The 20,518-nt window shown below is 63.1% G+C and carries 23 protein-coding genes; 12 read left to right on the top strand and 11 right to left on the bottom strand.

Annotated features, from left to right (window positions below; genetic code table 11):
* Positions 1 to 86 precede the first annotated feature (86 nt).
* The 3 genes from M2267_RS08370 to M2267_RS08360 all read right to left on the bottom strand — a co-directional run bounded on the left by M2267_RS08370 (position 87) and on the right by M2267_RS08360 (position 4,092).
* Positions 87 to 2,054, bottom strand: coding sequence for an acyltransferase family protein (locus tag M2267_RS08370; protein WP_429113914.1), 1,968 nt, complete (start codon positions 2,052 to 2,054; stop codon positions 87 to 89).
* Positions 2,055 to 2,221: 167 nt separating this feature from the next.
* A complete protein-coding gene (locus M2267_RS08365; RefSeq protein ID WP_429113911.1) occupies positions 2,222 to 3,352 on the bottom strand; it encodes an aminotransferase class I/II-fold pyridoxal phosphate-dependent enzyme in 1,131 nt (376 codons plus the stop codon).
* A gap of 104 nt (positions 3,353 to 3,456) precedes the next feature.
* Entirely contained in the window at positions 3,457 to 4,092 is a 636-nt protein-coding gene (locus M2267_RS08360) for a helix-turn-helix transcriptional regulator (RefSeq protein ID WP_429113907.1), read from the bottom strand.
* A gap of 235 nt (positions 4,093 to 4,327) precedes the next feature.
* On the opposite strand from M2267_RS08360, the gene M2267_RS08355 reads away from it, so the two are divergent.
* Positions 4,328 to 4,675 carry a hypothetical protein gene (locus tag M2267_RS08355; protein ID WP_429113905.1) on the top strand — a complete coding sequence of 116 codons (348 nt, stop codon included), beginning with the start codon at positions 4,328 to 4,330 and terminating at the stop codon, positions 4,673 to 4,675.
* A gap of 368 nt (positions 4,676 to 5,043) precedes the next feature.
* Here the strand turns inward: M2267_RS08355 and M2267_RS08350 are convergent, their stop codons facing one another.
* From M2267_RS08350 to M2267_RS08340, 3 genes are all read right to left on the bottom strand, one after another.
* Positions 5,044 to 7,086 carry a vWA domain-containing protein gene (locus M2267_RS08350; RefSeq protein WP_429113903.1) on the bottom strand — a complete coding sequence of 681 codons (2,043 nt, stop codon included), beginning with the start codon at positions 7,084 to 7,086 and terminating at the stop codon, positions 5,044 to 5,046.
* Positions 7,087 to 7,088: 2 nt separating this feature from the next.
* On the bottom strand, positions 7,089 to 7,616 hold the full coding sequence (locus M2267_RS08345; RefSeq protein WP_043619708.1) for an RNA polymerase sigma factor: 528 nt from the start codon (positions 7,614 to 7,616) through the stop codon (positions 7,089 to 7,091).
* A 134-nt stretch (positions 7,617 to 7,750) separates the two neighbouring features.
* Positions 7,751 to 8,500 carry a phosphodiester glycosidase family protein gene (locus tag M2267_RS08340; protein ID WP_429113900.1) on the bottom strand — a complete coding sequence of 250 codons (750 nt, stop codon included), beginning with the start codon at positions 8,498 to 8,500 and terminating at the stop codon, positions 7,751 to 7,753.
* Between the two features lie 42 nt (positions 8,501 to 8,542).
* On the opposite strand from M2267_RS08340, the gene M2267_RS08335 reads away from it, so the two are divergent.
* The gene (locus tag M2267_RS08335; protein WP_429113897.1) at positions 8,543 to 8,830 is read left to right on the top strand and encodes a transposase; all 288 of its coding nucleotides are present in this window, start codon (positions 8,543 to 8,545) and stop codon (positions 8,828 to 8,830) included.
* A gap of 1 nt (position 8,831) precedes the next feature.
* On the opposite strand, the gene M2267_RS08330 is transcribed toward M2267_RS08335, so the two are convergent.
* The 4 genes from M2267_RS08330 to M2267_RS08315 form a co-directional block, all read right to left on the bottom strand.
* The gene (locus M2267_RS08330; protein ID WP_429113894.1) at positions 8,832 to 9,269 is read right to left on the bottom strand and encodes a DUF805 domain-containing protein; all 438 of its coding nucleotides are present in this window, start codon (positions 9,267 to 9,269) and stop codon (positions 8,832 to 8,834) included.
* Positions 9,270 to 9,400: 131 nt separating this feature from the next.
* The gene (locus M2267_RS08325) at positions 9,401 to 9,928 is read right to left on the bottom strand and encodes a hypothetical protein (RefSeq protein WP_429113892.1); all 528 of its coding nucleotides are present in this window, start codon (positions 9,926 to 9,928) and stop codon (positions 9,401 to 9,403) included.
* A 153-nt stretch (positions 9,929 to 10,081) separates the two neighbouring features.
* Complete coding sequence (locus M2267_RS08320; RefSeq protein WP_429113891.1) at positions 10,082 to 10,786, bottom strand: ferredoxin; 705 nt, start codon at positions 10,784 to 10,786, stop codon at positions 10,082 to 10,084.
* 107 nt (positions 10,787 to 10,893) lie between these two features.
* Positions 10,894 to 12,468 (bottom strand): trimethylamine methyltransferase family protein, encoded by a 1,575-nt coding sequence (locus M2267_RS08315; RefSeq protein ID WP_429113890.1) that lies wholly within the window; start codon positions 12,466 to 12,468, stop codon positions 10,894 to 10,896.
* A 334-nt stretch (positions 12,469 to 12,802) separates the two neighbouring features.
* Between M2267_RS08315 and M2267_RS08310 the strand changes: the two genes are divergently transcribed.
* Positions 12,803 to 13,498, top strand: coding sequence for a corrinoid protein (locus tag M2267_RS08310; protein ID WP_034788208.1), 696 nt, complete (start codon positions 12,803 to 12,805; stop codon positions 13,496 to 13,498).
* Positions 13,499 to 13,665: 167 nt separating this feature from the next.
* Here the strand turns inward: M2267_RS08310 and M2267_RS08305 are convergent, their stop codons facing one another.
* Entirely contained in the window at positions 13,666 to 13,824 is a 159-nt protein-coding gene (locus M2267_RS08305; RefSeq protein ID WP_043619700.1) for a hypothetical protein, read from the bottom strand.
* A 39-nt stretch (positions 13,825 to 13,863) separates the two neighbouring features.
* Here M2267_RS08305 and M2267_RS08300 point away from each other — a divergent pair, with 39 nt between their 5' ends.
* The 9 genes from M2267_RS08300 (at position 13,864) to M2267_RS08260 (ending at position 20,432) form a co-directional block, all read left to right on the top strand.
* A complete protein-coding gene (locus tag M2267_RS08300; RefSeq protein ID WP_429113889.1) occupies positions 13,864 to 14,484 on the top strand; it encodes a DUF1638 domain-containing protein in 621 nt (206 codons plus the stop codon).
* A 99-nt stretch (positions 14,485 to 14,583) separates the two neighbouring features.
* On the top strand, positions 14,584 to 15,582 hold the full coding sequence (gene dmeF / locus M2267_RS08295) for a CDF family Co(II)/Ni(II) efflux transporter DmeF (RefSeq protein WP_429113888.1): 999 nt from the start codon (positions 14,584 to 14,586) through the stop codon (positions 15,580 to 15,582).
* A gap of 21 nt (positions 15,583 to 15,603) precedes the next feature.
* Complete coding sequence (locus M2267_RS08290; RefSeq protein ID WP_043619696.1) at positions 15,604 to 15,879, top strand: metal/formaldehyde-sensitive transcriptional repressor; 276 nt, start codon at positions 15,604 to 15,606, stop codon at positions 15,877 to 15,879.
* Between the two features lie 48 nt (positions 15,880 to 15,927).
* Positions 15,928 to 16,701: a pyrroline-5-carboxylate reductase gene (locus M2267_RS08285; protein WP_429113885.1), complete on the top strand. Its 774-nt coding sequence runs from the start codon at positions 15,928 to 15,930 to the stop codon at positions 16,699 to 16,701.
* Between the two features lie 376 nt (positions 16,702 to 17,077).
* Positions 17,078 to 17,257, top strand: coding sequence for a hypothetical protein (locus M2267_RS08280; protein WP_043623762.1), 180 nt, complete (start codon positions 17,078 to 17,080; stop codon positions 17,255 to 17,257).
* A 45-nt stretch (positions 17,258 to 17,302) separates the two neighbouring features.
* Entirely contained in the window at positions 17,303 to 18,106 is an 804-nt protein-coding gene (locus M2267_RS08275; RefSeq protein WP_429113884.1) for a formyl transferase, read from the top strand.
* Between the two features lie 340 nt (positions 18,107 to 18,446).
* Complete coding sequence (locus tag M2267_RS08270) at positions 18,447 to 18,749, top strand: virulence factor (RefSeq protein ID WP_113539304.1); 303 nt, start codon at positions 18,447 to 18,449, stop codon at positions 18,747 to 18,749.
* Entirely contained in the window at positions 18,742 to 19,344 is a 603-nt protein-coding gene (locus M2267_RS08265; RefSeq protein WP_043623771.1) for a methylenetetrahydrofolate reductase C-terminal domain-containing protein, read from the top strand. Before M2267_RS08270 ends, M2267_RS08265 begins: the two co-directional genes overlap by 8 nt.
* A complete protein-coding gene (locus M2267_RS08260; protein WP_043623773.1) occupies positions 19,341 to 20,432 on the top strand; it encodes a methylenetetrahydrofolate reductase in 1,092 nt (363 codons plus the stop codon). The genes M2267_RS08265 and M2267_RS08260 overlap by 4 nt, the downstream gene beginning before the upstream one ends.
* The last annotated feature ends 86 nt before the right edge of the window (positions 20,433 to 20,518 follow it).

The raw sequence follows: 20,518 nt of genomic DNA, 5'->3' as shown, positions 1-20,518 counted from the left end.
GCCAGGCACGGCAGACCAACAAGCAAACGCCCCGGTATCGAGAGATCCGGGGCGTTTTCGTTTGCGCGTCGATGTGGCGGCTGTCCCTAAAGGGCGGCGTTGTCGAAGGCTTTGGCGTCCGTTGCCCGCTCGGCCACGGGCCTGCCTTTCGCCGCCTCGATGAAGGCGCGGTAGAAATCGAAGGCGCGCCCCATCTGGCGGGAGCCTTCCTTGGAGAAGTGCCCAAAATCCTCGAAGAGCGCGACGCCCTTGTCCTCGATCTTGCAGCTGTCGTCGTCGCAGAGATAGTCCATGAAGCTGACGACAGGATACTCGTCGGCGATATCCGCAACCACGTTCAGGACATCGCGGTCATATTCGCGAACGGTCTTCAGTGCCGGCTCGCATTGCTGGTCCGACAGGGCGAGCAGACGGGCTCTTGCGACGCAGAGCCCGGTATCGCGGCCATCATGCGGCGTCGGCGCGACGAAGACGGGATCGAAGCCGTTCGAACGCAGCCAGGCAAACGTTGCCCGCAGGCCGTCGATGAGAAGCTTTGTCTCGGTCGTCACTTCGTTGCGGCCGTCGACCAGCACCTTGTCTTCCTTCAGGTACTGGCTGAGCTGCGAGGACAGCACGACGTAGCGGATCGACCGGTTCGCGAGCAGAAAACGGCGGACCTCTTCGTTGTAGCGGGCGCAATCGTCGGACCAGTCGCGACCGAGCCGCGGCATGATCGGCGACAGGTTCAAAAACGGCCCGCAATTGTTCTTGGCAAGCTGCACCAGCCGCACGTCCGGCTTCGACGCGATGATGCCGTCGACAAGGTGCCGAGCGAAAGAGTCGCCCCAGACGGCGACCTCGGGTTCTGGACTTGAGGCGCAGCGCAAGTCGGCGACGGCGTCGCATTTCTTGCCGAGGCCGACGCTCGGCTCCGAGAGTTGCGCAAGCGCGCGGTTCCTGGCAGCGAGGCCGTCGGAACCGTCGAGCGTGAAGCCGAAGGCGATCGCGACCGATCCGGCGGCAAATGTCGCGCCGAAGACCGCGCGGCGGCTGAAGCGGCCCGGCTTGCGGAAGGGCTGCTCGACAAAACGCCAGCTGAGATAGGCAAGCGCGAAGCAGAGCGCGACCAGCAGTGCGTAACCTTGAGCCGGGATTTCCTCGATCGCCCTCAGCCGCGCAAAGGCAAAGACCGGCTGGTGCCAGAGATAAAGGCTGTAGCTGATGAGCCCGATTGCGACCAGCGGCTTCAGCGACAGTAACCGACCAACGACGGTATCGCTGCGGCCGAAGGCCAAAACCAGCGCCGTGCCCAGCACCACCGGCACGGTCGTCCAGCCGGGATAGAAGGCCGATTCCACCACGAAGACATAGCTCGCGACGATCGCCAGCAGACCGAGGCCTGAGAGAAGCTCACGGCTGCCTTTCGAAAGATCGAGCTTTTCGACGCCGACGAGCGCAAGCAGCGCGCCGACGCCAAGTTCCCAGAAGCGGCTTGGCAGCAGGTAGAAATTCGCGGCCGGGTCCAGGTTCGCAAAGATCTGCGTTGCCGCAAAACTCAGCAGCACGAGCGCCGCAACCACCTTCAGCAGCGTTGCCTGCGAGTAGCGGTGAAGGAGCAAGAGAAGCAGCGGGAAGACCAGATAGAACTGCTCCTCAACCGCAAGCGACCAGGTGTGCAGCAGCGGCAGCAGCGCGGTGCTTGGCGCAAAATAGCCGGTCTGGTCCCAGAAGAAGAAGTTCGAGGCGAACAGGTTCACCGCGTAGAGGCTCTTGCCGAAGCTGTTGAGCTCTCCCGGCAGCATCCACATCAGCGCGAAGGGGACGGAGACGGCGCAGACCAGCAGCAGCGCCGGCGCCAGGCGGCGGGCACGCCGCTCGTAGAAACGGGCGATGCTGAAGTTTCCGTCGCCGATTTCGCGCTGGATGATGGCGGTGATGAGGTAGCCGCTAATGACGAAGAAGACATCGACGCCGGCAAAGCCGCCAGAGACAAGGCCGAAACCGGCATGGAACAGCAGGACCGGGACGACGGCAAGCGCGCGCAGTCCATCGATTTCGGGTCTGTATCGCATCAGCAGAGGAAACACTCGGGTGGCGGGGGCCGCTCGTTAACACAATCTTGACAATGGAACCATTGTCGCGCGGTCCGTATCCACATGCGTGCGTTCTAAAACGCCGGGGCATGTACCCCGGAGCGGGACCTGCGGTAACAGGCAGGCCGAAGATGGCGACACTGGGGCTATCGGCGAATATGCCGGCGCCAGGCTTCGAGCCCGATCTCGATATCCTTGCGGCCGAAACCGACGCGGAAGCGATCGGTCGCGACCGGCAGCAGGTCGGAGACGAAGAGGCTCGACGGCAAGAGCAGCACGCCCGCCTCCTCCACCAGCCCCCGGCAATGGCTCTCAACGCCATCGGCGCCGAGATACCGGGCAAAACCGACGCAGCCGCCGTCCGGCGCACGCCATTCATAGAGGTCGGGGAACTCGGCAAAGAAGGCACCGAGCTTCTCGAGATTGGCGGCGACCAGCGCCCGGTTGCGATCAAGGATAACGGCACGCCCCTTGAGTGCGATCGTCGCCAGCACTTCCGACGGCCGCGAATTGCAGATCGACAGGTAGTGCTTCATCTTCTCCATGCGCTCGAGAAGCGCATGATCGCGGCAGGCGATCCAGCCGATCCGGAGACCCGGAAGCCCGTAGGCCTTGGACATGACGTTGAGCGAGATTCCACGCTCGAAAAGTTCCGCCGCCTGCGGCAGGCGTAACGAGGCGTCGCGCTCCAGACCGCGATAGACCTCGTCGCTGAAGAGATGGATGCCGCGCTCGGCGCAGAGCGGGGCGAGCGCCGCAAAGGTCTCCTGGTCGGCAATCGCGCCGGTCGGGTTGTTGGGGAAGTTGACGCAGATCAGCTTCGTGTTTGGCTTCAGCGCGGCGCGCACGTCGGCAATATCGAGCCGCCAGTTGTTTTCCGGGCGAAGCGGCACGCCAGTGACCGCGCCGGCGATCGTCACCGGCAGGGTCTCCATCGACTGGTAGTTCGGCACCGTCACGATCGCATGGTCGTCAGCCCCGAGCAGCGCCAGCATGGCGCAATAAAGCCCCTCCTCCGCGCCGGCAAAGCAGAGGATATCGGCAGCCGTCAGCCCTTCATAGGTCGCAGCGATCGCTGCTCTCAGCGCCGGGGCGCCATAGGTCTCGGTATAGCCGAGCGTGATGTTGTCCCAGGCGGCGCGGTCGTCATCGTCGGCGAGCGCCAGAAGATCGCGCATGCTGGTCGTCTGGCTGTCGCTCGCGGTCATATGGTGGCGGGCGCTGAACTCCCAGCGGGAGAAATGGGTTTCGAGCCGGAAATCGGGCAAGGTCGTCATCGATAGTTCCTCCTCGCGCGGCTGAGACGCACGCGAACGGTTATGGGTCAGGCAAGCCCGGAGAGCCGCGAAGCGGTCTCCGTCCGAAATATTGCGCGCAGCAATCAGGGCGCCTCGCCGCGGGCGGCAGCGAGATAATTGTAGATCGAGGCGCGCGAGGCGCCGATGAGGCCCGCAAGGTGATCGACGGCGTTGCGCGTCTGGAACAGCCCGCGTTCGTCGAGCGCTGCCACCAGCGCCACCCGATCGCCGCGCTTGAGCGCCGAAAGCGCCAGCCCCCGCTCCTTCAGCCAGCCATGCAGCGTCGCGTTGATCTCCTCGCGCCAGTCGCGCGAAAACAGTGCCTGCGGCTTGGGCTGCTCGGCACCGGCAAAAGCAGAAAGCAGCTTCACCGCCTGATCGATCATCGACATGTCGAGATTGATGCAGAGCAGACCGATCGCCTCTCCCGCGCCGTTGCGCAAAACGGCCGAGATCGACTTGAAGCGCCGGCCATCCGCACCGGTCTTCTCATAGGGACCGAGCACCGCGTCGGTGCTGCCGAGGGCTGCGAACTCCTCTTCGATCAGCGAATCCTCGCCGACCGCCCGGCCGGAAAAGCCGTTCCAGATCCCCGCGATCGTACCGGTCTTCAGGTCGTGCAGCACCACTTCGCCATGCGGGTAAAGAAGCGCGCTGATTGCAGCCGCGGTCGGCGCGTGCGTGGCAAGGATGGAGGCGAAGGCGGGTGCAATGGTCATGGGCCGCATATGCCCACACTTGGATTATTTGTCAATATTGGACTATATGTTCAATACCTGCATATTCGCCACCGCTTGCACACCCGTGACCGCTGGCCTATCCCCGATGGAAGAGAGATTCGCTGCTGCCTGTTTCCGCCGCCAAAGGACGAGATCGTGCAGCAGCTCAACGTGCCACAGCGCCCCTTTGCGTCTCGCAGAACGCACCGCGCGGCCGCAGACGGGAGACAGTGACATGAACGCCGGCCCAGCCTCCTTTCCCGACCGGGACACCGTCGCCGAAAAATTCGGGACTTTCAGCGAAGCCGAGCAGTCCTTCCTGCGCCTGCTGATGGAAAATCCCGAGCAGGACGAGCGACTGATGGACGGGCTCTACCGCCACCTCGACATTTCCTCGGAGGCGAAGTTCCTCAATTCTCTGAAGCTCGAAAAGCTCGGCCAATGGCTCGGCAGCCATGCCCCGGCGCGGCTGCAGATGCGCCTGATGGAAGCCGGCCGCTCCAGCCAGCATGCAGCCTACCAGGCGTTCAAGGCGGGCCTGTCGAAGGCCGGTGGGCTGGATCGCGCCTTTCCGAAGGCGTGAGACGACAGGGGATCGACGCTCGCACGTGAAGTGTGCCCCTCACTGTCCTGCCGGACATCTCTCCCCGCAAGCGGGGAGAGAGCCGCTGGGCGCCCCTTGGGTGCCAGATCGCAGGTGTTAATTCATCTTCGCTGCGATCGACGCTCGCGCCTGAGGCATGCCCCTCACTGTCCTGCCGGACATCTCTCCCCGCAAGCGGGGAGAGAGCCGCTGGACGCACGCTCCACGGACAGACCTCAACGTCAGGAGCAGTCTGAGCCTTCACGTGGGCGAAACGGTCGCCGCTTGTCCCTTCTCCCCGTCATGACGGGGAGAAGGTGCCGGCAGGCGGATGAGGGGCACGCCCTCGCCGCGGGGGCTTCCTCAGCTCATTTCCCGGAACCGCTGAGCCCCTTGGCCAGCCGCACCAGATTGACGAATTCGCCGCGATAGCCGAACGGATCGGTGCCCTTGGCGGCTACGGCGAGATCGATGACTGAGTCATAGGAATAGTCAGCGAGCGCCGTCACCCCTGCAAGCTTCTGCCCGAAGGCGGCCACGGCCACCGAGAAGCGGACATCATTGGACGCCTCGGCAAGCGACGGCACCGCATTCGTCTCGGTCACCGGCGTGGTGATCAGCTCGCTCGCATCACCATCCGGCTTCTTGTAGCGGATCTTCAGAAAGGCGAGCTCGCCGCTGTTTCCTGTCGCTTCAGCCGCCGGCTTTTCCGCCGTCGCATAGCGCAAGTCGTCGTTCAGCACCGCCGGGCTGCCCTTCGGCGTCACCTCGTAGATCGCCGTCACGCTGTGACCGGAACCGATGTCGCCGGCGTCCACCTTGTCGTTGTTGAAGTCCTCGCGCTTCAAGGCGCGTGTCTCGTAGCCGATCAGCCGGTATTCGGCGATCGCCGCTGGATTGAACTCCACCTGCAGCTTGACGTCCCTGGCGATCGGGAAGAGCGAAGACCCCGCCTCCTCCACCAGCGTCTTCTGCGCCTCGGCCAGCGTGTCGATATAGGCGGCCGTGCCGTTGCCGTTCTGGGCGATCGTCTGCATCAGCGCGTCGTTGTAGTTGCCACGGCCGAAGCCGAGCACCGAAAGGAAGATGCCGCTCTTGCGCTTCTCCTCTATCAGCCGCTTCAGGTCCTCGTCGCTCGACGGGCCGACATTGAAGTCACCATCCGTCGCCAGCATGATGCGGTTGACCCCGCCCTTGACGAAGGCCTTCTCGGCAAGCCCGTAGGCCGCGTCGATGCCTTCCGCGCCGGCGGTCGAGCCGCCCGGCTGCAAGGTATCGATGGCAGCGAGGATCTTCGCCTTGTCCTTGACCGCCGTCGGCTCAAGCACCGTCCCGGCGTTGCCCGCGTAAGTGACGATCGAGACCGTATCCTCGGGCTTCAGTTTCTCGACCAGCAGCCGGAATGCGCCTTTCAGGAGCGGCAGCTTGTCCGGCTCGTCCATCGAGCCGGACACGTCGATCAGGAAGACGAGGTTCGCCTTCGGCGCTTCCGCCGGCACGACGTCGTAACCCTTGATCGCCACATGCATCAGCCGCGTGCCACCATTCCAGGGCGTCGGCGTCAAAGTCACCGTCGCCTTGAAGGGCTCGGCAGCGCTCGCAGGCCGCGGCCAGTCATAGGGGAAGTAGTTGACCATCTCTTCGACCCGCACGGCATCACGCTCAGGCACCTGCCCTTCCATCAACGAACGGCGCACAAAGGCATAGGATGCCGTGTCGACGTCGACCGAGAAGGTCGAGACCGGATCGGTCGCAACGCTCTTCACCGGATTGGCGTCGGCCTTGCCGAAGCGCTCGCGGTTTTCCGGTGGGGCGGCGATCAGCTCCTCCTGAACCACGGGGGCTGGCAGGTATGTCATCTGCGGCTGCGCACTGCCGACGGCCGAGAGCGGAGCGACGCTGTCGCGTGCAACACTGTTGGCCATCGCATCGGCCTGCGCAGCAGGGGCCGCAGCCTCGCTCTCGGCCTCTACGGTCACTGGCGCCTCCACAGTTTTCGCTTCCTGCTGGCGCGCACGTTCTTCGGCAGCCGCCTTCTTGGCCGCCATCTGCGGCTCCGGCTTCTGGCGCTCCGTTTCCTTCTTCGCCTCGTCCTTCAGCGCGATTTCCTGCGCGCGTTCGCCGAAGGGCGCACCGTCGCGTGTCAGTTCCAGCGTCAGGAAGGCGGCGGCGGGCACGACGAGAAGGGTTGCCAGCGCCGATCCTGCAAGCAGTTTCCGGTTCATGATAGGGCTCCATATCCGGTTGAAGATGGAGCTTTGACGAACCGGCCGAACCGATCCTTGGGTGGCATTCGAATTTTCTTCGGCTTCGTCGAAGGCCTGCATGGCCAAGGCAAGCGCACGGGCGCGCGCTTCCGGCGAAGCCTTCGGCGGATTGATCCGGCCAAGCTTTTCGAAATCGTCGCTCATGGTCACACGGCCTCCTTGCCGAGCAATGTCTTCAGGCGCTTGCGCGCCTCGTGCACATGCCAGGAAATCGTTGCCTCCGAACAGCCGAGCACGTCGGCCGCTGCCGCATGGCTCAAGCCTTCGGCATAAACGAGCAGCACCGCATCGCACTGCTTCTCCGGCAGCTCCCGGACCGCGGTCCAGAGCGCCTCGCGCTGTTCCTCGTCGGGATCCTCAAGGCGTGCTGCCGTCGCCTGCTCGCTGGCATAGGCCTGCATGCGGCTGTTATCGCGCACCTGCCGCCGCCGATGGTCGCGCGCGGCGTTCAGCGTCAGCGTATAAAGCCAGGTGCGAAACCGGCTGGTACCGCGAAAGCCGCGAATGGCGGCACCCAGCCGCAGGCAGACATCCTGGGCGATGTCCTCTGCGTCAGAGACGTTGCCCGACCAGCGCCAGGCGACCGCATGGACAAAATCATAGTGTCGCTCGACCAGCTGGCCGAAAGCCTGCCGGTCTCCCCCTACCGCCTTTTCGACGAGTTCAGCGTCCAAATCCGTGCCCGCCCTCACCTCATTTGAACCTTAGACGTTGCAGGCTGCCCGTTCCTTGGGTGGTCGGCACACTTTTTTTCGCGGGAGGAGGAAAAGTGTGCGGCTTTCCGCCCGCATCCCGCGCCCAAAGAAAGTCAGCGTGGAAATTTTCCGACGACGGCGATGATCGGGCCCATGGGAAACAGCCGATCGTGGCGGTTGATATCAGGCGCATAGACGCTCGAAATCGTGCCGTCGAGGAAGAGTGCATTGGGGCAATCCAGCGTATCGCGAAACAGCGTCGCGAAATCGTGGAAGCGCACCGGGCGCTTCGAGACAACGAAAACCACCTCGCCCTCAGCCGTCACGCCGACGCCGTTGCGGGTCTTGTAGCTGGTGCTGTCGGGCAGGAAGCGCGGATGGAGCTTCCCGTCGATGACCAGCATCGGCCCGGACTGTGTGGCAAACCGTGGCGCAAGCTGGGCGTCGCGATAGGCATCCGCCGCCATCACCCCGGCCTTGCCGTCACCGACAAAAAACACCCCGTTCGGCAGCAGGTGGAAATTGCCCCAGCCGGAGTTGGTGTTCAGCGGCGCCTGCTCGCGCCCCTCCTCGATATGCAGGCCGACCGGCGACAGATCGTCGTGATACATGCCGCCGTTCATGGCGAAGCTCATATATTCTTCGCGATGGCGCAGTTCGAGCGACAGCGCCCGGAAGGAACGGAACGGCACGCCGGCCTGGTCCTTGTTGTAGAGGCGGATATCGGTTGTCGCGGGATCGAAGCTGCAGGCGACATAGTCCTGGCCAAGATGGCTGACATCGCGGCAGGCGCCGAGCGCAGGCCCAGCAAGACCGGCCGACAGAACGGCACCGACGAGAAAGGGTTTTGGAAAAAGCGGCATGGCGAAAGGTCCAATCGAATCAGGCCTCAAGCATGACGGAGATTGCGGCGGTTCTGGCGCAGGATCGGAAGCAAGGCATTACGACCGCCATCATCGCTGGACAAGTTCACGTCGGACTTCGCCGACGACTACGCCTGCGCCGATTGTTTGGCGAGGAAGAGGTGGAGAAACGGCTTTAATTGCCCCAAGTGCACAGGCAACCGCGCCTGGCGGCTCCCCAATGGGTCCAAGATCACAGGATCGCGGCGGAAATCGTCGGAAGTAGCAATGCGGCCGCTTGATCTCCGCAACGCCGAGGTTGCGCGCGAGGGTCATTATCCGCCGGGATAACCTAAACGGGCGCTATAGCGGAGCCTGGCACTTCGCCGAACCTGTTGGGGCTCTTCGAGCCAGGGGTAACGATGATTGCAACATGGACCGCCAGCACCAAGGTGCCCATGAGAATTGTCCCGGTCAGCGAGTCATCGGCCTCGTAATAGCCGTAGACCAAGTGAAGCACCACGACTGAAGGAGTCCACCAGCCGCTCTGATCGAAGTCATGCAGTCGCCTCACCATCAAGCACAGGCTGGCAATGATAGCCAACACATAGGTTAGGGCGACCATTCCATGAATGATTGAAAGCGCTTGTCGATCTCCGACCAGCGCCATCAGGCGAGTGAGCGCGGATACCGCGACCGAAGCGATAGAAACAACTGCCACGTTGAACAGCAAATAGCGAAGACGATTAAGCCTACCCTGTAACGAGAATGTTTTGAGCATTGCACCCATTACAACTGATCGAGAAAAATACTCTCGCGCTTACACTTATTCGGTTGCATTGAAGCAATGTCAAACGCGACTTGAAAGGCGATCGCAAGCTCTGTTTTGGTGAGGATCGCTGGCTAAGGTCAGACCTGCCACTAGCTGCCCGCAAGCAGCCCCATGGCAATTACGAGCCCGTAGCAGCCAGCGGCAGCCGCGAGCCCGAAGATCACACAAAGACAGGAAAAGCCACCGACGCCCGCAAGCAGGTATGACTTGGCGTCGCGGGTGAGCACGTCCTGCGACAGCGAAAGCAGCAGCCGCTTTTCGCGCAGCGTCGTTGCCACCTTCACCGCATGGCGCCTGGCTTCCTTCTGGACCTCGCCGTAATTGTTGCCGATCGCGAGAAAGGTGAGAAGCAGGCCGAGCGCGCTGACGGTAAGCGCAAATTTCCTCAGGATGTCGATCGCATCGGGCAGAAGATCGCCGGCGAGAACCGAGCGGTCGACCAGTGCATCGAAGCCGGCGATACAGGCGGTGATGACGGCCGCATGGCCGGCGCCGATCGCCAGCAGGCGCTTGAAAGCGTCCTCCAGAACCTGGCTGTTGGCCGCGTGAATACTGTCAAGCCGAGATATCTGCGCCTGCACGTCCTCGCGCGACAGGTGCGGAGGATAGTTGCTCACGGATACGACTGGGCTACCTCTCATACGATGGACTCCAACGCCACGCCGTCCAGATCGTTATAAATTCGATAATATTACCTTTCCACGACACCTCCAATTTTAGTCATTTTGGAGATTTGCACCATCTTTGCGCGCCAGAGTGGAGACCGGCGCTCACACTTCAAGCGCAGACATATGGAAGCGCAACTGCTCAGGCGGGTAGCGATACTGGCTGCCGGCGGGACAGACCGCCCGGGAGATGCAGCCGCTTGTGAGGCAACCTGCCCTGCCCGCATCCGTGCGCAGATGGCTGCGACAGAGCGCGACGTCGAAGCGCTCGCCGGCGAGCGCTGCGGCCGGACAGGCGGAAGTGCAGGGCTTTGTCGAGCAACGGTCGCAGGGGTGTTCCGTCGCGCGCTCACCCGTGAAATCAAGCGGAATGTCGAAGCCGAGCGCTGCGCGATAACCGTGCCAGAGCCCGAAGCGCGGATGGATGAGGATGCCCAATGGCGACGGCTTCAGGCCCTCGGCCCGCATCGCCCATTGCTGGAAGGGTTGCCAGGGCGGGTCGGACGGGAAATAGGCGGTCGCACCGCAGGCTGCAGCGATCGGCTGGATCACCGCCTTCGACCACGTGTCCAGAGGATCGGCACCGCCGCGATCGGAGAGACCATCCCACCAGGCACTGAAGGGCTGCCACAGCGAGCCGCCGATATTGCCGATCAGCACCACGCTTGCCGCCGGACGGCCATCGGAAAGCAGCGGCGCAGCCTCACCGGAGGCGAAGTTCACGGTTCCGCGCAAAAAAAGACCGTGCGGCGCGAGCGCCGCACGGATCGTTTCGAGTGTCTTGTCCGCATTTGCGGAAGGCGCCGTCATTTCGGTTTCGGCCCCTGATGTTCATAATGCGGGCGCCAGACCTCCTTCTGGATCATGTCAGCCACCTGCGCCGCGCCGCCTTGCTCCCTGGCTCGCTCGGGACCCTTTCAGGTGAAAGCGTCGGGCATCGAGTTCTTGCGGCTCTCGATGAAGGCCTTGAGCTTTTCGTCGATCTCAGGATCGAGGTAAGGCGCCTCGTAATGTTCCAGCCAGCTGCGGCAGAGCGCATTGGCGCGCTGCTCGATGCGCTTTTCGCCTTCCACTTCCCACTGCTCGAAGGAATTGTTGTCGGCGAGTGGCGAACGGTAGAAGGCCGTCTGGAAATTGGCCTGGGTATGGGCGCAGCCGAGATAGTGGCTGCCCGGGCCGACTTCGCGGATCGCGTCCAGCGCCTGGGCGTTTTCCGAAAGGTCCACGCCTTCGGCCATCTTCTGCATCATGCCGAGCTGGTCCTGGTCGATCATGAACTTCTCGTAAGAGGAAATCAGACCGCCTTCGAGCCAGCCTGCCGCATGCAGCACGAAATTGGTGCCGGCAAGCAGCGTCATGTTCAGCGTGTTGGCCGATTCGTGCGCCGCCTGCGCGTCCGGAACCTTGGAGCCGCAGAGCGAACCGCCGGTACGGAAGGGAAGCTTGAGGCGACGGGCGAGCTGGGCCGCCCCATAGGAGACCAGCGACGGCTCCGGCGTGCCGAAGGTCGGCGCGCCCGACTGCATCGAGATCGAGGCGGCAAAGGTACCGAACAGAACCGGCGCGCCCTTGCGGATGAGCTGGGTGAAGGAGGCACCAGCGAGAACTTCGGCAAGGATCTGCGTCAAGGTGCCGGCGACCGTTACCGGGCTCATGGCGCCCGACAGGATGAAGGGCGAAAGCACGCAGGCCTGGTTGTGGCGGGCATAGACCTTGAGCGCGCCCACCATGGTCTCGTCGAAGACCATCGGCGAGTTGGCGTTGACGAGGTTGAGCGTGACGCAGTTGTTTTCGACGAAGTCGTCGCCGAAGACGATCTTCGCCATGGCGATCGTGTCTTCGGCGCGTTCCGGCGCCGTCACCGAGCCCATGAAGGGTTTGTCGGAATATTTGATGTGGCTGTAGACCATATCGAGGTGACGCTTGTTCACCGGAATGTCCACGGGCTCGCAGACGGTGCCGCCGGACGAATGCATCGATGGCGCCATATAGGCGAGCTTCACGAAATTGCGGAAATCCTCGATCGTCGCATAGCGCCGCACACCTTCAAGGTCACGCACGAAGGGCGGGCCGTAGACCGGCGCGAAGATCGTCGCCTTGCCGCCGACCTGGGCGCTGCGTTCCGGGTTGCGCGCATGCCAGGTGAATTCGGATGGAGCGGTCTTCAGGAGTTCGCGGCAAAGACCTTTCGGAAAATGCACGCGCTGGCCGCGCACGTCGGCGCCGGCCTGCTTCCAGAGTTCGAGCGCCTCGGCATCGTCGCGGAACTCGATGCCGATTTCCTCGAGGATCGTGTCGGCATTGCGCTCGATCAGCTGCAGGCCTTCCTCGTCGAGCACCTCGTATTCGCGAATCTTGCGCTGGATATAGGGCAGAGACGGCCCCGGGCCGCCGCCGGTGCGCGATGCGCGCCGCGCCGCTGCTCCCCGTCCCTCGCCGCGTGCGCGGCGACCGCCACCTTCAACCGCGCCCTGATCTGTCACGTCGCTCATTCGCTTTTCCTCTCCCGCGCATCACTTTTTGCGCCTTCAAGCATCAATTTGCCCTAATGCTACCAAGCATCGGGGGCCTTGCGGGTCTCAATGCGCCAAGGCGTGGCGCAACTCGAACACTGCCGAGCGGCGACAAGCGGGCGCAAAAACCGCGTGGCGCGAATATATTGTTTTTGTTAAGAATATACAGGCGGCAAAAGAAGCCGCCCTCCCGTCGCTTTTTGTCATATGCGACGTCGCTTTCGAAAACAGATTTTTAGACATCGACCGCTATGGATTGATGGACGCGTCCGAAAATTTCGCGCGACCGTGCCAGGAACCGAGGAACCCCAATATGGCAGACGATGAAATCATTCTCGAGGACCTTTCCGACGAAGAACTCGTGCAGCAGATGCACGACGACCTCTATGACGGCCTGAAGGAGGAAATCGAGGACGGGACCAACATCCTGCTCAAGCGCGGCTGGACGCCCTACGACGTCCTGACCCAGGCGCTGGTCGAAGGCATGCGCATCGTCGGCATCGACTTCCGTGACGGCATCCTGTTCGTGCCGGAAGTGCTGCTGTCGGCCAACGCCATGAAGGCCGGCATGACGATCCTGCGGCCGCTTCTCGCCGAAACCGGCGCGCCGAAGCTCGGCAAGATGGTGATCGGCACCGTCAAGGGCGACATTCACGACATCGGCAAGAACCTCGTCGGCATGATGATGGAAGGTGCGGGCTTCGACGTCGTCGACCTCGGCATCAACAACCCGGTCGAAAACTATCTCGAAGCGATCGAGCGCGAGCAGCCGGACATTCTCGGCATGTCGGCGCTGCTGACCACCACCATGCCCTACATGAAGGTCGTCATCGACACGCTGAAGGAAAAGGGCCTGCGCGACGATTACGTCGTTCTCGTCGGCGGCGCGCCGCTCAACGAGGAATTCGGCAAGGCCGTCGGCGCCGACGCCTATTGCCGCGATGCGGCGATCGCCGTCGAAACCGCCAAGGACTTCATGAAGCGCAAGCACAACCGCCTGGCCGGCTGAGCTTCGGACGATCCGAAATGACAAAGCCGGCCGCAGAGATGACTCCGCGGCCGGCTTTTTAATGTCCGGCAGGCCCGCTGCCCGGGCGCAATGCACCCTATCCGCTCACCGTTTCACCGAAACCTGGAACGGACAAGCGCTGGGAAGCGGCGCTCTTCGAGGCAGCGTTAATTGACGGAGTGTGCGACCTTCTTGCCGGCCGCCTGTGTCGCGTTCACCGTGTTTGCGGTATCCTGCCCGATGCCGCGAATGGTGTTGCCGCAGGCAGTGAGCGTAGAGAGGGCGACGAGGACGGCGCCGACGATCGCAAGGGTCTTTACTGTCATGGTCAGGTTCCTTCCCGTTGAGAGCCAAGTGGAATCAAGATGGAAAAAATATCGCCGCCAATAGAACGTGCACAACCTAAAAAAGTTCACGTGATCGGTTGCGGCGCCATCGCCCGCGAAATCCTCGCGATCTGCGAGGCGAACGGGCTCGCCCATATCGACCTCAACTGTCTGCCCGCCATCTGGCACAACACCCCCGGCAAGATCACGCCTGGCATTCGCGACGCTATCGCCAAGGCCCGGGCACAAGGGTTTGAGCGCATCTTCGTCGCCTATGCCGACTGCGGCACCGGTGGCCAGCTGGACCGGCTGCTGGAGGAAGAACAGGTCGAGCGTATCCCCGGCCCGCACTGTTATTCCTTCTTTGCCGGCAACGACGATTTCGCCCGCCGCTGGGACGACGACATCACCGCGTTCTTCCTCACCGACTTCCTCGCCCGCCAGTTCGAAGCCTTCGTCATCGAACCGCTTGGCCTCGACCGGCACCCGGAGCTCCGGGACATGTATTTCGGCCATTACCGCAAGCTGGTCTATCTCTCGCAGCTGGAAGACGCAGGCTTGCAGGAGAAGGCCAAGAAGGCGGCCGAGCGACTGGGCCTCGAATACGAGTACCGCTTCACCGGTTACGGCGATCTGACGACGTCGCTTCTGAAAGCTTGAATTAGCGACGTCATCAATTTGAAATCGCAGACCCGAAACAGAGACTTTACGTTGATCTCCAGATAGGGTACCCCCCTATATCATATTGGAGGCATCGACATGGGCAATCACGACCGCGACCATCATCACCACCACGGACACCACGGGCATTCGCATGACGACGCGCGCGTGCTCGCGGCCAGCCATGATCATGTCTTCCTCGGCGGCGATCATGAGCGGAACGAGCGGCGGACCTGGATCGTCATCGCGGTCACCGCAACGATGATGGTGGTCGAGATCGCGGCCGGACAGGTCTTCGGCTCGATGGCGCTGGTTGCCGACGGCTGGCACATGTCCACCCATGCGGCGGCGATGCTGATCGCAGCGCTTGCCTATCTCTATGCGCGCAAGCACGCGAACAATCGCCGCTTCACCTTCGGCACCGGGAAGCTCGGTGATCTCGCGGGCTTCTCCAGCGCTATCGTGCTGGCGCTGATCGCGCTTCTGATCGGCTGGGAAAGCCTGCGCCGCCTCGGTTCTCCGGTCACGATCGATTTCAGCGAGGCGATCCTCGTTGCCGTCGCCGGCCTCATCGTCAACCTCGTCTGCGCCTGGTTGCTGAAGGACGACCACGGCCATCACCACCACGATCACCATGGGCATCATCATGGGCACCAGGGGCATCAAGGCGGCCAGGATCGCAACCTGCGCGCCGCCTATCTGCACGTTCTCGCCGACGCGCTGACCTCGGTCCTTGCGATCGTCGCTCTTGCTTTGGGCGCGATCTACGGCTGGCTGTGGCTCGATCCCGCCATGGGCATCGTCGGCGCGCTCGTCATTGCCCGCTGGTCCTTCGGCCTCATCCGCGACACCGGCGCGACCTTGCTCGACTACATTCCTGAAGGCGAAGACCTGCCTGAGGAGATCGGCGAGATCGTTGCCGGGGAAGATGCCGAAATCGTCGACCTGCACATCTGGCAGCTCGGGCCCGGCCACCACGGCGCGATCGTCTCGATCGTCGCCGACAATCCGCGGGCGCCGTCCTATTATCGCGAGAAGCTTGCCGCCATCCACGATTTGTCGCATGTGACCGTCGAGGTGGAACCAAGGGCCGCATAGCGCCCGAAACCGGAGTATCCGATGACTCATACGATCCGCGAGAAGCAGAAACTCATCAACCGGGTCCGCCGCTTGCGCGGCCAGATGGAGGCGGTCGAGCGGATGCTGGAAGAGGAGAAGGGTTGCGCCGAGGTCATGCAGGTGATTGCCGGCATTCGCGGCGCGGTCAACGGGCTGATGGCGGAAGTCGTCGAAGATCATATCCACATGCATCTGGCCGCAGCCGACCTGTCGCAGAAGGACAGGGATGAAGCGGCAGCCGAACTGGTGGACGTGGTGCGCGCCTATATGAAATAGACGCACAGACTGGTCGAACCAACGCAATTTCAGGCAACAGGATTACCCATGAAACTCGGCTTCATCGGCACCGGCGCCCTCTCCTCGGCGATCGTCACCGGCCTCAAGACGCTTGAGGGCGACACCACCTCGGTCGTGCTATCGCCCCGCAACGAAGAGATCGCCTCCGGCCTTGCCGCCCGATTTGCCGATGTGCGGGTTGCCCCGGACAACCAGGCGGTGCTCGACCAATGCGACACGGTGATGCTCGGCGTCCGACCGCAGATCGCCCGTGATGTCCTGCCCGCCCTGCGCTTCCGCCCGGATCACCACGTCGTAAGCCTGATCGCGACCTTCTCCCGCGACGAGATCGCCGCCATGGTCGGCCCGGCAAAGCGGGTGACCAAAGCCTTGCCGATGCCGATGATCGCGATCCGTCAGGGGCCGACGATCATCTTCCCGCCGGATCCGGATATGGCAGCCTTCTTCGGTCGGCTCGGCACGGCAATCGAGGTTGCAAGCGAAAGCGAGTTCGATGCGCTGAGTGTGGCGACCGCCACCTATGCCAGCTACTTCAAATACCTGGAAACGATCCATAGCTGGCTAAAGGACAACGGCGTCGACGACGCGAAGGGCCGCGACTATGTGGCCAGCCTGTTTGGCGCACTCGGCCAAGCACCGGCAACGACGCCGGACGCAAGCTTCGCCCATCTGGCCGAGGACTACGCCACCCGCGGCGGTATCAACGAACAGGTGCTGCGGGAATTGACGGAGCACGGCACCTTCGAAAAGTTCAGGGAAAGTCTCGGGGCCATACACCGGCGGATCACCGCGGCGTCGTGACGATCCGAATCGCCTGAAAAATGCCCCTCATCCGGCCTGCCGGCCACCTTCTCCCCGCGAGCGGGGCGAAGGAGATTCTCGGCACCGACGCCACCAACGATAAGCGCCACCATTTCCGGCCCGGCTGCGGTATGCTTGGCGAAACAAGGTCGGGGCACGTCCCCTCTCCCCGCCTGCGGGGAGAGGGTTAGGGTGAGGGGCAATCCTGTTTGCAAGTACTCCGGCGAACCTCGTCCACCGATGCTGAGCGAAGCGCAGCGGCTTACGTGAGCGCTCGCTCCTGCAACGAAAAATAAGCCCTTCCTAATCCCCATATCTGCGCTACCCTACGTTACATCCCGGTGCGCAACAGCTGCGTCTGGGACGGGAGGCGCCAGTGAAATTGCTAGACTACCTGCCCTACGCCATCGGCTGCGCCGCCGGGCTGCTGCTCTCGCTGGTCGTCGGCGCGGTCTGCAGCCTTTCGGATGACGTGAAGATGGTCGAATCCGTGGCGCTCGTCGTGCTCGGCGGCGGTGTCGCCGAATGGTACTGGAACCAGTTAAGCCGGCGGTAACGGGCAAGCCTTCATAACTCGGCCCTGTTCATCCGCGGGGCCGCCATGACCGAAATCGCCAGCCAGAACCAAGCCGTAGGCAAGCGCCCGGGCCGTGTCGTCGTGGTGACGGCGGGCGGCGAGAATCCATGGATCATGATCAACGCGCTCGCAAGCCGCTTTGCCGAGGTGGCCGTCGTGGAGGAGCAACCGGAATCGAAGGGCCTGTTTTTGCGCCGCCGCGCCCGCAAACTCGGCTGGGTGACGGCGCTGGGGCAGCTTGCGACCATGATCGCCTCGCGATTCGGCAAGCGTTTCACCCGAAAACGCGCCGAAGAGATCCTCGCGACCTACAAGGTCTCGGGAAAACCCGACCCCTCAATCCCGATCAAGGCCGTCACCTCGGTGAATGACGCCGACGCCATAACGCAGATCCGCGCGCTCGAACCCGAAGTTGTCTTTCTCATCAGCTGCCGCATGCTGAAAGCAGCGACGCTGGCGGCGATGCCCTGCCCGGTCCTCAATTTCCACGCCGGCATCAATCCCGCCTATCGCGGCCTGATGGGCGGCTACTGGGCGCGGGTCAACAACGACCTCGAAAACTTCGGGGCGACCGTGCATCTGGTCGATGCGGGCGTCGACACCGGCGGCGTGCTCTACCAGTCGCGCCAGAAGCCCGCCCCTGACGATACGATGCACACCTATCCGCTGCTGCAGACGGCCGCCTCAACGGAGATCGCGATTGCCGCGGTCGCAAATGCGCTCGATCGAAATCTGCGGACCCTCGATGTCGCAGGTCCGTCACGGCAATGGTATCACCCGCCGATCTGGACCTGGGTATGGAACGGCCTGACGCGTCGGATCTGGTAGGCGAAATCCCTTCGCTTGCATCAGCCGGCTGCAGCCTAAAAGCCTGATACTGCGGGCAATCCACGACCGCGGCTCCTGCCCACAACAAGCGGCTCAACTGCGACTTGCGCATCACCGCCAAGACGTCTGATATGGCATCTGCGCGAGCGTCGTTTTTGGACATATCCGACGTCGTGGCGAGATGAGCCCGGACGCCGGGACATGCGCATTGTCGCACTACAGCGCCGCGCGTCTGATGAGACGCACAAAGGTCGCTTTAGCGCTTAGGAGTGCTGCATGTTTTCGGCCTTTGATCGGCACCGATCAAAGCAAACATGCAGGGGGAGGAGAACAACACCCGATGGCAGATCGCATTATCGTCTACTGGCGCGACATTCCGGCCCAGGTCATCATCAAGAAGGGCCGCACGACGGCAAAGCGTGAACTGTCGCTGCGCTTCACCGAAGCGATCGACATGTGCGCCATGCGCACCGGTGCTGCCGAAACCGACGACTACCTCGCCGAATGGCGCAAGGCCGATCCGGTACCGGTCTCCGACGATCTGGAAACGGAAGCCGATAGCGCCGCCGCCGAGCTCGAAGCCGCCTATGACCGCGAACGTCTGGTGGCGCTCGTCAAGGCCGGAGGCCGCGACAATGGCTGACGCCAAACCCGAGGGCGGACCGAAGATCATGAAGGGCAACGCCGCACCTGCGGCAAAAGCCGCCACCGGCGCGTTTACGCCGTCGGGCGTGTCGCCGAGCCGCCGCTCGCGCCACAAATACACAGTGCGCCTCTGGGCGGTCCGCAACTCGCGCTTCCTCGAATGGTTCTACCACCGCTTCGCCGACCTGTTCCTGCTGCTTCATCCGCTGTGGAACGCCATCGGCTACGGCCGCGTCGAGCGTCCCGTCACCTTCGTCGAGCGCCACGTCAAAGGCTTCCTCTTCGACTGTCGCATGTGCGGCCAGTGCGCGCTGTCGTCGACGGGCATGTCCTGCCCGATGAACTGTCCGAAGCAGCTGCGCAACGGCCCCTGCGGCGGCGTGCGCGCCAACGGCAATTGCGAGGTCGAGCCGGACATGCCCTGCGTCTGGGTCCAGGCCTGGAAGGGTTCGCAGAACATGGAGAAGGGCAACGCCATCATGAACGTGCAGAAGCCGGTCAACCAGTCGCTGCGCGAGACCTCGTCCTGGCTGCGCGTGACCGCGGAAGCAGCAGCGCGCCGCGATGCGGCATCGAAGGAAGGCCAGGCATGAGCCCCGACTACAACCCGCACGATCCCGGCGCGCCGCTCGATCCGCTGCCTGGCCACTCCTCCCGCGGCCGGCTTGAACGGGTCTTGCGCCGCGGCGAGTTCGCCGTCACCGCCGAGCTCAACCCGCCCGACAGCGCCAATCCTCAGGACGTCTACGAGCGCGCGGCGATCTTCGACGGCTGGGTCGACGGCATCAACGCGGTCGACGCGTCAGGCGCGAACTGCCACATGTCCTCGGTCGGCATCTGCGCGCTGCTGACGCGCATGGGTTATGCGCCGATCATGCAGATCGCCTGCCGCGACAAGAACCGCATCGCCATCCAGGGCGACGTGCTCGGCGCCTCTGCCATGGGCGTGCAGAACATCATGTGCCTGACGGGCGACGGCGTGCAGGCCGGCGACCAGCCGGGCGCCAAGCCGGTGTTCGACCTCGACTGCATGTCGCTGCTCGAAACCGTGCGCATCATGCGCGACAACTCGAAGTTCCTCTCGGGCCGCAAGCTGACGACCCCGCCGCAGGTTTTTCTCGGCGCTGCCATCAACCCCTTCGCGCCTCCTTATGATTTCCGCCCCTATCGTCTCGCCAAGAAGATCGAGGCCGGGGCCCAGTTCGTGCAGAGCCAGTACTGCTTCGACGTGCCGATGTTCCGCGAATACATGAAGAAGGTGCGCGATCTCGGCCTGCACGAGAAATGCTACATCCTCGTCGGCGTCGGGCCGATGGCGTCGGCCAAGACCGCCCGCTGGATCCGCTCCAACGTGCCGGGCATCCATATTCCCGACAGCGTGATTACCCGTCTCGAAGGCGCGCAGGACCAGAAGAAGGAAGGCAAGCAGCTCTGCATCGACATCATCAACGAGGTGAAGGAGATCGAAGGCGTCTCCGGCATCCACGTGATGGCCTACCGCCAGGAAGAATATGTCGCAGAAATCGTGCATGAATCGGGCGTCCTGAAGGGCCGCCAGCCCTGGAAACGCGAGACGCTGCCGGCCGATCAGCTCGTTGCCGAACGTCTGGAGCAGATCCGCGAAGGCAAGGAAGAAAACCAGCAGCAGATGGCCGAGGCGGCAGCCCACCATCCGCACTGAAGAGACAGCAGACAAAACCGGCGCCGGTCTCCGACGCCTATCATCGATCTCCAGGGCGTGATTACATAGCCCACCGCCAGGACAAA

Source organism: Ensifer sp. KUDG1 (genome assembly GCF_050434285.1).
Classification (GTDB): domain Bacteria; phylum Pseudomonadota; class Alphaproteobacteria; order Rhizobiales; family Rhizobiaceae; genus Ensifer.
Note: the sequence above shows the minus strand (reverse complement) of the source record. Positions and strands in the feature narration are given on the sequence as shown.